Origin of the sequence: Nocardiopsis kunsanensis DSM 44524 (assembly GCF_000340965.1) — a bacterium.
Classification (GTDB): domain Bacteria; phylum Actinomycetota; class Actinomycetes; order Streptosporangiales; family Streptosporangiaceae; genus Nocardiopsis; species Nocardiopsis kunsanensis.
Genome location: NZ_ANAY01000002.1, coordinates 206,954 through 220,282 on the forward strand (window position 1 = coordinate 206,954; position 13,329 = coordinate 220,282).

The window sequence follows — 13,329 nt, forward strand, 5'->3', positions numbered from 1 at the left end:
GGACGGCTACTGCTGGACGAAGCGGTCGACACGCCAATCGGGGTCGTCCTCACCGGTGTTGTTCAGGAGCATGGTCCGCGACGACTCACGCGGACCGATCTCTTCCCCGCCGTCGGAGTCGGTCAGATTCCCCTCGACGGTCAGCACGATCTGGCGGTCGCCCTCCTGGGCCGGTTCGGGGACCTCGACGCTGTCGACCTCAGCGGTACGCAGACGCCCGCTCTCCCTGAAGGCCGTAAGGTTCTGCGGCGGCACAGGGATGCCCTCGGCCTCGTACTCGTCGAGGAAGCGGTCAGTGACGAGCGGTCGATAACGGTCGACGTAGGTCTCGTCGGTGTCGGCCTCGCCGTCGTAGGACTCCCAGGCGACCCAGAAGGAAGCGGCCACGGACTCCGCGTCGGTGAAGTCGGTCTCGGGCAACTCGACCCTCGATTCGTCCGACACCGGGGGAGCAGCTGTTTCCAGAGGATTCCGGGACTCCTCCGCCGGCTCCGGCGACGGTGTCTCCTCCTGTGTTCCACAGCCCGCGAGCGCGAGTGAGGCCGCGAGAGCTGCGGCGAGTGCCCGATGTCGTACGCGGAAAACCCGTGCTGCGGTCCTGTGCACGCTTGTCTCCTGCTCCGGATCGTTGTTGTGAAGGCCGGTCATCGTCGGGCCCCCGCCGTTCTCCGCGCCGCTGCCTCCGCCTCGTGACTGTGGACCTTCTGCCGTGACGTGTACGTACGTGCGCCGTTGCCGAGCCCCGCCTGAGGAGCGGCGCTCGCTTCTCCGCGGACGCTCCGCATCTGGGCGGGAGCGAGGTGGAAGGGCGCCGCGCGTTCATGGCTCGCGTGGACGCCCTCCCCCTCCTCGGGAGCACCGGAGTGGTCGGCAGGGCCGTCGGGTCTCGGAGCGGACTGCTGCTCCTCCAGCTCGGCCCTTCGCCCATCGGGGTCGGGCGCCCTCCCGTCGGAGGGTTCCGCGGTGCCCTCCTCCCTCGGTTCCTCGACCCGCCCGACCCCGTCCCACCGTTCCTCATGGCGGAGAAGGCCGCTTTCCGTTCCGGCCGTGTGTGTTTCGGCGCGTTCACGGTCCGGTCGCTCGCGCTCCCGCTCGTCGTGTTGCGTCCGTTCGCCGGCGACATGCTCTCTTTCGGCGCGTTCCCAATCGGTACGGCGCCGCTCCTCCTCGGCCAGCGTGCGGTCGGTGTCCTCCTCGACCCGCGTAGGGGCGGCACGCCCGGTCCGAGAGGCCACACGCGCATGCTCCAGCCACTCGGGCTCCGCGTGGGTACGCCCATGAGGCGTCCGCGATGTCGGAACCGGTCTCATGTCTCTTGTCCTCCGTCCACGGGCCCGGTCGAGCCAGGTGTCTGCCTGCTGTTCGGAGCGGCCCCCTCCGGATACTGCTCGTCCTCGCGGGGCGCCCAGCTCTCGGCCACCTCGAGGAGCCAGCGTCCCGCGTCGATCGTTCGTGTCACCTGCTCCTCCAAAACCGTCTGGAGCGCGCGGACCCCGCTGTCACCGAACACGGGACCTGCACTCTCCGAAGCCGTGCCGGTCAGCAGACCGAGAAAAGCGTCGTCACGGCGTTCGTTCTCCTCGCCCTGACGCAGTTCTTCGTACGTGGTCGCAGCGGTGTGCGCTCTTCGCGCGTACTCGTCGAACCTCCGGATCCGCTCCTCCACGGCCTCCCTCGCGGCATCGAGGGCTCTGCGCTGCGGATCGAGCGCTCGTGAGACCCGTTCGGTGACGGCCTCCCTCGATCTGCTGTGGAGGTCGAGGGCGAGTTCACTGCAGTGGGCCAAGGCAGAGGCGACCGACCACTCCTGTTCTGCGAGCCAGCGCTCCTCCCCACCAGGGCCGACGTCGTCGCCGAGTACGGCAGCAGCGCCGCGGAGCCGGTCCATCGCTCCTTGGAGACGCCTGAGCGCCTCCGAGTCGACCGGTTCGAAGTCCTCGGGCAGGAGGTAACGGCCGTGGTTCCGGACCCCGGCCGACGGTGTGACCTTGGTGGCCAGAGCCAGCGCGGCCACTGGTCCCGCCGCCCAGAAGAACGCCGCACCGCCAGTCATGGCCGTCCCCGGAACAGCTCCCCAGACGAGGAAGAGCGGACCCCACGTGAGCAGGAGCGCCAACACCGCCCCGACACGGCCCGCTTGTCGTGCGCCCCACACGACAAGGGCGAGCAGCCCGAGAGTGCTGAGCACACGGACGGCGAAGTCGGTGACGTCCGGAACCTCGGTCGCCAGGTGAGCCGCTCCCCACGAAGCCGCGACCACCCCCGCCGAGGCGAGATAGCCGGCGTTCCTTCGGTGTCGGATCCGGCTGTCGGGCGGTCGTTTCTTCGGGAGTAGTTCGGCCGATCCGCTGCGCAACCGTTCGAGGGTCCGCGCGGACAGGTCGGGGTCGAAGACCGTCCTGGGACGGCCGGGGGGTACTCCGTCGGCCTGCACGAGTCCTCCTGCTCGTTGTGGACGGCCTTCAGTTCTCAGGACCGCGCCGCGAGAAGAAGCGCCGGCCACGACCGGACAGCCCGGAACCGTTCCTGTGTTCCGGGATCGCAGTGGCCACACCCTGCGCTCCGACGGAAGAGTTGTGCTCGGCGATCGCCTCGCTCCACCATTGGGCCGCTCGGGCCCTGCTCTCGTTCGGACCTCCGATGGCGGTCGGAACCTGCCCGGTGGTGTTGCCGGGCTGATTCCGAGTCTGGTCGCCGGGGCCGGGCGCCGGCGGGTGGGGGCGCGGGGGCGCGGGCTCCGGCGGGGCGGACGCATGATGCCGGATCCGGGGATCCGTCGGTGCAGCGCTCGGTTCTTCGGATACCGCGGGCACCGGCTCAGGATCGGGGACCAGCTCCGGCTCAGGGTCCCGGGCGAGGTGCTCGACGTGCTGTTCCGCTGCCTGCTCCTGCGCCGATGAGGCCACCTGCACCGGACCGTCCCCAGCAGGCACGGCCTTCGGCTTGCGTCCCTTGGCCTTGCGCGCCTTCTTCGGCACGGGGGCGGAGGCGTCCTCCTCGACCGTGCCGTCGGGGTGGACGATGAGAGGCCACTCCCCGTCGACACCCGCGGTGGCGACTTTCACCGGGCGTCCGAGTTTCCCGGCGACGTCGGTGATGATCTCCGTGACGCGGGTCCTGACCTCCGACGCGGTCTCGGCCGAGACCGTCTGTGAACGTCCGCTGATCGACACGTCGCCGGTTCCGTCGCTGCGGGTGGTCACGGTGATCCTCGGGAACACCGGAACCTCGTCATGCTCCATGGCTGCCCGACCTCGTCTCTGTGGATCGTCGCGAGCAGCGCCTTCCCCGGGTGGAGCGAACGACGGTTCACGAGCCTACACCTCACTCGCTCCTTTCGACAGATCTGCATCACAATTTATGTGGAACCCAGTCCCGCCCAAAAAACTTCAAAATCATGTGAACCAGCGAACGAGATGTCGCATCAGAGCTGGTGCGCCAAAAAGAAGAGGGTCCAGTAGAACCAGGAACAACCAATGCGAGAGCCCTCCCCCGGGATGACGACGGAACAGAGGACCACTTCCCTTCTTGCGCACACGACAATGCCGGACAACCGATACGAGAAACAGCAGATGAACGGGCAGGATCGGTGATGGGTGAGAACGTGAATCCCTGGGTCACGAGGCCTCCGCTCGAGGAGGCCCCGGACCAGGATCCCACCGTCCCGGACGACGCCCCGGCGACCACAGGCCCCCAGTCTCCCCAGGGAGGGGTCCCCCTCCCGAGCGACGACGACCGTCTCCCACGGCGCCGGGTCTCCGGAACCGCGCACGTCTGGTTCCTCGGTGTGCACGGCGGTGCGGGCGAGAGCACTCTCGCCGGGTTGGTGCCTGATGCCAGGCCCGCAGGGCACGCGTGGCCGGAAGTGGCCACCCCGCCCGGACATGCTCCCGCCAGGGTCGTCCTGGTCGCCCGCACCCACGCATCCGGGCTTCGTTCAGCACAACTGGCCGCCACGGAATGGGCGTCCGGATCGGCCTCGGGGATCGAACTGATCGGGCTCGTGCTCGTGGCCGACGCACCGGGAAAACTCCCTCGCCCGCTGAAAGACATGGCCAAGGTCATCAAAGGTGGCGTACCTCGGACATGGAGCATCCCGTGGATCGAGTCGTGGCGCCTGGACGAACCCGTGGACGTACAGAGAAGCCCGAAATCCGTGCGTTCCATGATCGCGGATCTGGACGCACTTTCACACTGAGAAACCTCCTTGTTCCGAGTTCAGAGAAAGGACTCCTATGCTCCTCGAAACCGCATCCGAGGTCACCGTCCACCTGGCCGCTGTTCCCGACCCCGGATCGGGGGAAGCTCCCCCCGGCGCCGAGGGCTTCGTGTCGATCCTCGGGTGGGCCAAGTGGATCGCCCTGGGGATCTGCGTCCTCGGTCTGATCATCGCCGGAGCGACCATGGCGATCCAGTCCCGCCGGGGGGAGGGCGGCGAGCACATGGGCAAGATCGGCATGGTCCTCGCGGGGGTCATCCTCATCTCCGCCGCCACGTCCCTCGTCGGATTCCTCGTATAGACAACGACCCAGGGTTGCATCGCCATGACCAACTTCGGTGAACAGGTGGACGAGTCGCCCTTCGCGGCCAGAGGATTCATCTTCTCTGCGATGTTCCTCGGCGCCATCGTCCTCGTCGGCCTTCTCGTGATATCGATCAGTTTTTTCGGCGGAGACGATGAGGACGGAGAGGAAACCTCGCCCTCCGCACCGACAGCATCCCCCACGTCCGAGAAGCCGCCTCCAGCGGAGGACGCGAGCGTGTGCGGACTGACCGAGGTGGAGATGGCGAGTGGCTTGGACGAGCCTCCCGAGGGAACCGAGTGGGAGCTCGCGGGCACGATCGCCGCGCCGGGCGTCGAGGGCCAGGGCCCAGGCACGGTCGACGACGACGGTTACCGCTCCTGCTTTGCACGCACCCCTCTGGGGGCCGTCCTCGCCGCGGCGAACTGGACAGCAATGAGCTCGGACCCGGAACTCGCGGACGTGGTCATGGAACGTGCCCTCGCAGAGGGGCCCGGGCGCGAGGCGGCCCTGGCCGACGGCGGGACCTCCGCCGCGGCATCCGAGGACGACGGAGCAAGCATCCAGATCGCGGCCTTCCGTGTCATCTCCTACGACGGGGAGGAAGCCTCCGTCCAGATCGCCTACACCTCGTCGTACGGGCTCGACATGGTCTTTCCCCTCGACCTCCGCTGGGAGAACGGCGACTGGAAGAACGTCCTGGCCGACGACGGCGAACCCGCCACTCCTCCCTACCCGGTGGAGAGCCTCTCAGAGTTCGTCCGGTGGCAGGGCGCTTGATCGGACCTCTTTCGCGAGCGCGCACAGAAGCGAATGGTGAAAAACACGACCGCTAGGCGAGTACCCCCATGTGCGATTGGCACGATATCGGCTGTCACTTCCAAGAAGGCGCCAGAGCCTTCGCGGAAACTGCCTTCGACACCATCCTCGAATGGATGTCCGACGCCGTCGTCGAGGCGCTCGGTCAAATCATCGAGTCGCTGGGCACCTTGTGGGTGCATGTCAGCCCACCACCGCTGACCGGTGCCACCGGTGACTCCGCGTCCATCAGTGCCGGGGAGACCGGGGACACATCCGGAAGTATCACACGCCTGCTGGAGTACGGGGTGTGGATCGCTCTCGGTGTCTGCGTCCTCTCCCTGATCGCCCTCGGCGCCCGCATGGCCATCGCTCGCAGGCAGGGCGAGGGAGGCGAACACCTGGGCAAGGTCGGCATGGTCCTGGGCGCCGTGGTGCTCATCTCCGCCGCCTCCGGCATCATCATGGCGCTCATCCCCACGACCGCTGCTCCCAGTGGTTCGGGCCCCACGGTCTATCTCCAGAACAGCCTGTGGTGGTACACGGGTGCCGCGGCCGTCATGTCGGTGGTGGTCGCGGGGATGAAAATGGCCTGGGAACAGAGGGCCGAGCCGGGCAAGGACCTCATCAAGTCCCTGATCACCCTGGTGATCGTCTCCGCCGGCGGCGTAACGATGGCCAACCTGGCGATCACAGCCTCCGAGCAGTTCTCCACGTGGATCCTGGACAACGCGACAGACGGGACCGACTTCGCCGAGAACGTCTCCGTGATGCTCGTGATGAGCGGAGCCTCCGGGGTGATCTCACCCATCATCCCCCTCACGGTGATTCTCCTCGGCCTCTTCGCGATCATCGCGACGATGATGCAGATCGTCCTCATGGTGGTCCGCATCGGGATGCTCGTAATTCTGGCCGGGGTCCTCCCCCTGGCGGCATCCTTCACCAACACGGAGATGGGCAAGTCCTGGTTCAAGAAGCTGGTCGGCTGGCTCGTCGCCTTCATCCTCTACAAGCCGGCTGCGGCCATCATCTACGCGGCGGCCTTCCAGCTGGTGGGGGCCGACCTCTTCGAGGACGACCACGGCCTCCTACAGGTCATCTCGGGCCTGACGCTCATGATCGTGGCGCTGATCGCCATGCCCGCCCTCATCCGCTTCTCCGTACCCATGGTCGGTGGGATGGCCGGCGGCGCCGCCGCGGGAGCCGCGGTCAGCGGGGCTGTGGCCGACCTGCCCTCCGGTGCCGCCAAGACCTCCGGCGGAGGCGGAGGCGGCGGCGGAGGCGGCGGCGGCGGAGGCGGCGGTTCCGGCAGTGGCCCCTCCGGCTCCGCCAACACCAGTGGCGCGGCCCAGGGCGGCGGCCAAATGGCCGGCGGTGCCGCCAAGGGAGGCGCCGCCGCAGGTGCGGGCGCGGCCACCGCTGGTGTCGCCACCGCGGCGATGGCAGCGGCGGATGCCGCGAAGAAGGTCGGCGACACCATCGCCCAGACCGCCAAGGACGCAACCGAGGGAAGCGAATCAGGAGAGGGGGGCGGTCCCAGTGGCAGTCGCTGACTCGGAGGTCCGCGGACCTCGCACCTATGGGAACTGGCGCAAACCGGCGACCGCGGGGCTCATGGGCCTGGGCTCTTTGGGCACCGGCCTCCTGCTCGGCGGACTCATCTTCGTGGTCTTCCTCGTGATGATCGGGGGAATGCTCGCCGGATTCGTCGGTGGAATCCTCGTCGGCGGGCTCCTGCTGGCGGTTCTCACCAAGGACAAACACGACCGCAACCTGATCACGAGGATGACCGTACGCATGGCCTGGTGGAACACACGATCGAAGAAAGCCCATCTGTACCGCTCGGGTCCGTTGGGCCGAACCCCGTGGGGCACCTTCCAACTCCCGGGTCTGGCAGCACCCTCGCGCCTGTCCGAACACACCGACTCCTACGGCCGCCCCTTCGCCCTTCTCTACGTGCCGGCCACCGGCCACTACACCGTGGTGATCGGGACCGAACCCGATGGCGCCGCGCTGGTGGACGAGGACCAGGTGGACGTGTGGGTAGCCGGTTGGGGCCACTGGCTGGCCAACCTCGGGGACGAGCCCGGGATCGAGGCGGCCTCGGTGACGGTCGAGACCGCCCCGGACACCGGAACCAGGCTGCGCCGGGAAATCATGAGCAATATCGACCCGGGCTCACCCGCCTTCGCACAGGCCATGCTGCACGAGGCCGTCGACCGCTACCCGACCGGCTCCTCCGTGGTGAAGGCCTACGTCGCCGTGACCTTCTCGGCCGCCTCCCGGACCGGCGGCAAGAAACGCAAGCCGGACGAAATGGGCCCCGAGCTGGCAGCACGGGTCCCCAACCTGACCCAGCAACTGAGCGCGACCGGGGGCGGAGCGGCTCACCCGCTGTCCGCCCAAGAACTGTGCGAGACGATCCGAATCGCCTACGACCCCGCATCGGCGGTCCTCATCGACGAGGCGCACGCCAACGGGGAGGACCCCGAACTCACCTGGCCGGACGTCGGACCCACCGCTCACCAGACGATGTGGGACTCCTACATCCACGACGGCGCCCTGTCGATGACCTGGTCCATGACCGCGGCTCCGCGGGGCAACGTCCAGTCCAACATCCTCTCGCGCCTCCTGGCCCCGCACTCCGACATCGCCCGCAAGCGGGTGACCCTGCTCTACCGCCCATTGGACGCCGCCCGCGCCGCCAGTGTGGTCGAGGCCGACCTACGGGCAGCGGAGTTCCGGCAGACCTCCTCCGACAAACCCTCCGCCCGCGACATGGTGGCCACCCGGGCGGCCCGCGCGACAGCGGCGGAGGAGGCCTCCGGCGCCGGCCTGGTCAACTTCGGCCTGGTCGTGACAGCAACCGTCACCGACCCGGCGCTCAAACCCGAGGCCGTGGCGACCGTGGACAACCTGTCCGCGACCGCCCGCCTCCGTTTGAGGTTGGTCCACGGCTCCCAGGACTCGGCGTTCGCCGGGGCCCTCCCACTCGGCCTGGTCCTGCCCAAACACCTGAAGGTCCCCGCTGAACTGAGGGAGCAGCTGTGATCGGCGGACACAAACGCGCCAAGAGCACGAACATCAAGAAGCAGCGGCAAGCGCAGATCAGACGTCAGAAGCAGGCCGAGGAGGAGGTGCAGGCCCCTCGCAAGCGTCCCGGTATGCGTGGTTGGGTCGGCCCGGGCCGCGGCGAGGCGGGCGTTGTCCAGATGGCGGAGGAGTGGCGGGGCACGACCGTCCAGGCCTGCGGTCTGTGGCCGTTCTCCGTGGGCACGGGCACGCCCATGGTCGGGGTCCCCCTGGGACGGAACCTGAGTTCGGGAGCGACTCTGTGCTGCGACCCGATCTCCTGGTTCCAGCGCGCCAAGTTGATCTCCAACCCATCGGCCTTCGTCCTGGGCAAGCCCGGACTCGGGAAGAGCACCATCATCAGGCGTATGGCCACCGGGATCGCCGGCTACGGAGGGCAGCCCCTCGTCCTCGGGGACCTCAAACCGGACTACGTCGACCTCATCGAGGCCCTGGGCGGCCAGGTCATCACCCTGGGACGAGGGCGCGGGCACCTCAACATCCTCGACCCCGGCGAGTCCCGGGCCGCCGCCCGCCGGCTCACCGGCAAGGCCCGCAGCCGAGTCCTCGCGGACGCCCACGGCCGCCGACTCAACATGGTCTCGGCGTTGTTGACCATCATGCGGTCGTCTCCTCCCACGGACCGGGAGGAGACGATCCTGGACCGCGCATTGAAGGTCCTGGACGACAGGCTCGACGGCACCCCGGTCCTTCCCGACCTGCTCAAGGCCGTTCAGGACGCCCCCGACGAGGTGCGCCAGGTCGCCCTGGACCGCGGTTCCATGGATCGGTACCGGGAGATCACCGACGGGTTGGAGGCCTCGCTCATCGGTCTCTGCGGCGGTGGACGGCTGGGGGAGACCTTCTCGAAACCGACCACCAGCCCGATGGTGCGCGACCGCCCGGTGGTCTTCGACGTCTCTTCCATCGACGACTCCGAGATGGACCTGCAGGCCGCCGTGCTGCTGGCGTGCTGGTCCGCCGGATTCGGCACGGTCAACGTCGCGAACGCCCTGGCCGACGCCGGTCTCGAACCCCGGCGCCACTACTTCGTGATCCTCGACGAGCTGTGGCGTGCGCTCCGTGCGGGCCGCGGCATGGTCGACAGGGTCGACGCCCTCACCCGCCTCAACCGGCAGCGCGGCGTGGGCATGGCCATGTGCTCCCACACGATGAGCGACCTCATGTCCCTCGCCAACGAAGAGGACCGGATGAAGGCCCGCGGTTTCGTCGAGCGTTCGGGCATGGTCATCTGCGGCGGGCTCCCCGCAGCGGAAATGCCCATGCTCCAGTCGGCGATCCCGTTCTCCGAGGCAGAGCAGAACATGCTGAAGGGCTGGCAGGACCCGCCGGCCTGGGACCCGGCGACCAACAAGGAGGCCGAACCCCCCGGCCGCGGCAAGTTCCTCGTCAAGGTCGGCGGGAGGCCGGGCATCCCGGTGAACCTCCAGCTCACATCGGTGGAGTCGGGGATCCACGACACCAACAAACTGTGGCACCAGACCTCGCGGGTCGGCAGTGCCGAACCCGCTGCCTCCGAGACCACGGATACCACGGAGGCCACCCCGGTCACCGAGCCCACCGCCACAACATCCGAGGAGATCGGGCAGGGCACCTCGGGCGACCGCACGTCCCACACGGATACCGACGTCTCCACACACAGCTGAAGAAAGGTCCACACATGGGCAAGCAGCGGGGCGGCAGAGCGCCCGTCGACCCCTCCCAGTTCTGGCTCATCGGCCTCATCATCGGTGGTTTCGCCCTCCTGGCCGCCCTGTGGCTCGGCGGGACCATCGGCGCGTTCTTCGGCGGCGCCGGATGGAACCCGCCCGCTTTCGGGTTCGACACGTTCTTCGCCGTACTGAGCGGGGAGCCGGTGTGGCAGGGCGCCTCGCTCACGGCGGTCGTGACGGGCATGGTCGCCACGGTCGGCTTCGTCGTCATCCTCGCCGTACTGGTGGTCCTGCTCATGAGCGGAGGGAACGACCGCGGCGGTCTGGCCACCGCCGAGCAGACCGGCGACCTCGCGCCGAAGGCAGCAGCGGAGAAGGCCAGGCGCCTGCGGCGCTCGCTCCGGGACCGCAAGAAGATCGACCCCGCCGATGCGGGTCTGCTCCTCGGCGACCTCCATCCGTCCGGCCCCGAGCTGCGTGCCTCGTGGGAGGACGTCGCGGTGGTCTTCATGGGGCCCAGATCCGGTAAGACCTCGGCGCTGGCGGTCCCGAACATCCTTCAGGCCCCCGGGCCCTGCGTCGTGACCTCCAACAAGGCCGACATCTATGCGATCACCTCCGGGGAACGCGCCCGCCGCGGAAGAGTGTGGTTGTTCGATCCCCAGTCGATCGCCCACGCCGACCGTGAGATGTGGTGGGACATGCTCTCCATGGCCCGCACCATCGAAGGGGCCGACCGGCTGGCCATGCACCTGGTGTCGGCCACCAGTGGAGCCGAGGAGGGTGAGGACTTCTGGGCCAAGGCCGGGCGCAACCTGCTGCGCATCGTCCTGCACGCCGCATCCATCGACGGCAGGAACCTCAGGGAGGTCCTCGACTGGTTGGCCGATCCGGGCGACCAGGGTCCCCTCATCATCCTGCGCAATCACGGGCTGGCCGCTCTCGCGGAGAATCTCGACGGGACCGTTCGAGGAGCTCCGGAAACGAGGGACGGCATCTACGAGCACGCCCGCCAGGCGGTCGCATGCCTCTTGGACCCGGAAGTCCTGGCCTGGGTGATCCCGAACGACGACCTGCCGAAGTTCGAGCCCGGGGAGCTCGTGCGTTCCACCGACGCCCTCTACCTCCTGTCCAAGGACGGGGGCGGTGGCGCGGCCGGTGTGATCGCGGCACTGACCGACGCGTGCCTGCGCGCGGCCGTCGCTGTGGCCGAGGCCAGCCCGGGCGGCCGCCTGGACCCGCCGATGGAGGCGATCCTGGACGAGGCCTGCAACGTCTGCAAGATCCAGGACCTGCCGGACCTGTACTCGCACCTGGGTTCACGCGGAGTGCTCCCGGTGACGGTCATGCAGTCCTACGAGCAGGGCGTGCGTGTGTGGGGCAAGAGCGGGATGGACTCCTTGTGGTCGGCCGCCACCGTCAAGCTCCTCGGCTCCGGCTTGGACGACCAAGCTTTCGCCGACCGGATCTCCTCTCTCGTCGGCGAGACCTACGTGGACGAATCGTCGGCGTCGGAGAGCAAGGACGGGCGCAGCCTCCAGCGCTCACAACGCCGCGAGCGCATCCTCGACGTGTCCGACGTGCGTGAGATCGAGAAGGGAACCGCCCTGCTGCTCGCGACCTCCACCCGGCCGGCGCGCCTGCGTCTGAGGCCCTGGTTCCGGGAGAAGAGCGCCAAGGCCATCTCGGCGGACCAGGAAGCAGCCGAGAGCGCCATCGCCGGCCGAGCGGCCAAACGCCTCACCTTCTGACCCGATCCCGTCGAGTACAGCACTGGAGCGACCTTGAGCACTACCCAGGAAGAGGCCCAGCAGCCGCCTTTCATCTTTGCGCTCACCCCGGACGAGTACACGGTCGAACTCGCCCAACTGACGACCTGGGTGAACGGCTTCCTCGTCCCCGTCTACGTCACCTCCCGTATCCCGAGTTCTCGTGCTCCTTGGTGCGCGCGCTGGTGGAAGCATCCGGAGGCCATCGGTCGGCTGCACGCACTGTGGCTCGCCTACCAGGCGATGTCGGACACCGGCGGCGCCGGGATCACCGCACCGCACGAATGGCACAGGGACCACCTGGACCCTGCTCTGGCCTCCCTGCGCGCACCCGACGGCCCCTTCTCCGGGTGTATGACCAAACCCCACCAGGACACACACAATCCCCCGCCCGAGGTAACGGTCGTCGACCACACTGGGCTCTGACCCGACCAGGAGGAGAGCAGCATGCCGTACTCGGAGGACGACGACCGGAGCATCGAACAGCTCCGCGCGGAGCAGGAAGCCCTGATCGCCCTCGGCACAAGGGCTCCTGTCGACAGCGCCCTGCGCCTGATCTCGGAGGAGACCGCGGCCGGGGGCCTGTGGCCCGAGAGCCCGAAGGGCACCCCGATCATCCTCGACACCGACATCGGGGGGGACCCCGACGACGCGATCGCCGTGGCCGCCGCGGGCCGTACCGTTCCGGAACTCGCGCTGGTACTGACCAACGACGAGACCGGGAACGGTCTCCCCCACGGCGAACGGGCGCGGTTGGCCCGGTATCTGCTGGACCTGTTGGACCGCGGCGACGTAGGGACCGTGGCCGGCCACAGTGCCGGCAGGACCAGGTACTTCTGTGCGCAGGGTCTGGTGCCCGAGGAGATCCCCGACCAGCCCTCCGACGTCACCGGCGCGATACGTGACCTCCTGGCACGGACCGACGGGCCGATCCGCTGGGTCGGTATGGGAGCACTGAGCAATCTGGCCCGCGTCCTGACGGAGGTCCCGGAAGCTGCCGAGAGGCTCATCGTCACGCAGATGGGGGGAGCGCTCGAGTACCGCGACCCTTCCCGGGCCGAGCACAACATCCGGATGGACGTTCTGTCGGCCCACAGGGTGTTCGACGCGATCAACTCGGGCCGACTGGAGGACGTTCAATTGGTCACGTCCGAGATCACCTTCCACTCCGAGATCGAGATCGTTCCGGGAGACGCATTCCATCGGCGCCTCTCCGAGGCGCCGACCGGCGGCTGGCAGGAGCTGCTGCACCGCCACATTGAAGCGTGGTTCGCCGCTTTCCACCCCGGGAGCATGCAACACGACGCGCTCGCCCTCTCCGCCGCGCTCGGCAAGCCCTTCGTCAATCTCGGCCTGAGGAAGGTCTCCTTGGACCGGATCGGCCGCATGAGCCGTGACGATCGCGGTGCGGAGGTCTGGCTGAGTGTGGCCGCGAAATACGATCCGTTCAACACTTGGTTGAAGCAGACCCTGTTCGACTGAGTCCTCACCCCC

13 protein-coding genes are annotated in these 13,329 nt (G+C 68.3%); 9 read left to right on the top strand and 4 right to left on the bottom strand.

Annotation, left to right across the window (positions count from 1 at the left end; genetic code table 11):
• Positions 1-6 precede the first annotated feature (6 nt).
• The 4 genes from D456_RS0102330 to D456_RS0102345 form a co-directional block, all read right to left on the bottom strand.
• Positions 7-444, bottom strand: coding sequence for a hypothetical protein (locus D456_RS0102330; protein ID WP_017574539.1), 438 nt, complete (start codon positions 442-444; stop codon positions 7-9).
• A 200-nt stretch (positions 445-644) separates the two neighbouring features.
• Entirely contained in the window at positions 645-1,235 is a 591-nt protein-coding gene (locus tag D456_RS0102335; RefSeq protein ID WP_017574540.1) for a hypothetical protein, read from the bottom strand.
• Between the two features lie 71 nt (positions 1,236-1,306).
• Positions 1,307-2,434, bottom strand: coding sequence for an APC family permease (locus D456_RS0102340; protein ID WP_017574541.1), 1,128 nt, complete (start codon positions 2,432-2,434; stop codon positions 1,307-1,309).
• Positions 2,435-2,462: 28 nt separating this feature from the next.
• On the bottom strand, positions 2,463-3,242 hold the full coding sequence (locus D456_RS0102345; RefSeq protein WP_026115500.1) for a hypothetical protein: 780 nt from the start codon (positions 3,240-3,242) through the stop codon (positions 2,463-2,465).
• 350 nt (positions 3,243-3,592) lie between these two features.
• Here D456_RS0102345 and D456_RS0102355 point away from each other — a divergent pair, with 350 nt between their 5' ends.
• The 9 genes from D456_RS0102355 (at position 3,593) to D456_RS0102395 (ending at position 13,317) form a co-directional block, all read left to right on the top strand.
• Positions 3,593-4,198 (top strand): DUF6668 family protein, encoded by a 606-nt coding sequence (locus tag D456_RS0102355; protein WP_017574543.1) that lies wholly within the window; start codon positions 3,593-3,595, stop codon positions 4,196-4,198.
• A 37-nt stretch (positions 4,199-4,235) separates the two neighbouring features.
• Positions 4,236-4,520 carry a hypothetical protein gene (locus D456_RS0102360; protein ID WP_017574544.1) on the top strand — a complete coding sequence of 95 codons (285 nt, stop codon included), beginning with the start codon at positions 4,236-4,238 and terminating at the stop codon, positions 4,518-4,520.
• 24 nt (positions 4,521-4,544) lie between these two features.
• A complete protein-coding gene (locus tag D456_RS0102365; RefSeq protein ID WP_017574545.1) occupies positions 4,545-5,303 on the top strand; it encodes a hypothetical protein in 759 nt (252 codons plus the stop codon).
• A gap of 155 nt (positions 5,304-5,458) precedes the next feature.
• The gene (locus D456_RS0102370; RefSeq protein WP_017574546.1) at positions 5,459-6,874 is read left to right on the top strand and encodes a hypothetical protein; all 1,416 of its coding nucleotides are present in this window, start codon (positions 5,459-5,461) and stop codon (positions 6,872-6,874) included.
• Entirely contained in the window at positions 6,861-8,372 is a 1,512-nt protein-coding gene (locus tag D456_RS0102375; protein ID WP_026115502.1) for an SCO6880 family protein, read from the top strand. The genes D456_RS0102370 and D456_RS0102375 overlap by 14 nt, the downstream gene beginning before the upstream one ends.
• Positions 8,369-10,060 carry a hypothetical protein gene (locus D456_RS0102380; RefSeq protein ID WP_017574548.1) on the top strand — a complete coding sequence of 564 codons (1,692 nt, stop codon included), beginning with the start codon at positions 8,369-8,371 and terminating at the stop codon, positions 10,058-10,060. Before D456_RS0102375 ends, D456_RS0102380 begins: the two co-directional genes overlap by 4 nt.
• A 14-nt stretch (positions 10,061-10,074) precedes the next feature.
• Positions 10,075-11,817: a type IV secretory system conjugative DNA transfer family protein gene (locus D456_RS0102385; protein WP_017574549.1), complete on the top strand. Its 1,743-nt coding sequence runs from the start codon at positions 10,075-10,077 to the stop codon at positions 11,815-11,817.
• Positions 11,818-11,850: 33 nt separating this feature from the next.
• Positions 11,851-12,261, top strand: a complete 411-nt coding sequence (locus D456_RS0102390) for a DUF4913 domain-containing protein (protein WP_017574550.1) — start codon at positions 11,851-11,853, stop codon at positions 12,259-12,261.
• Positions 12,262-12,282: 21 nt separating this feature from the next.
• Positions 12,283-13,317, top strand: a complete 1,035-nt coding sequence (locus tag D456_RS0102395) for a nucleoside hydrolase (RefSeq protein WP_017574551.1) — start codon at positions 12,283-12,285, stop codon at positions 13,315-13,317.
• Positions 13,318-13,329 lie beyond the last annotated feature (12 nt).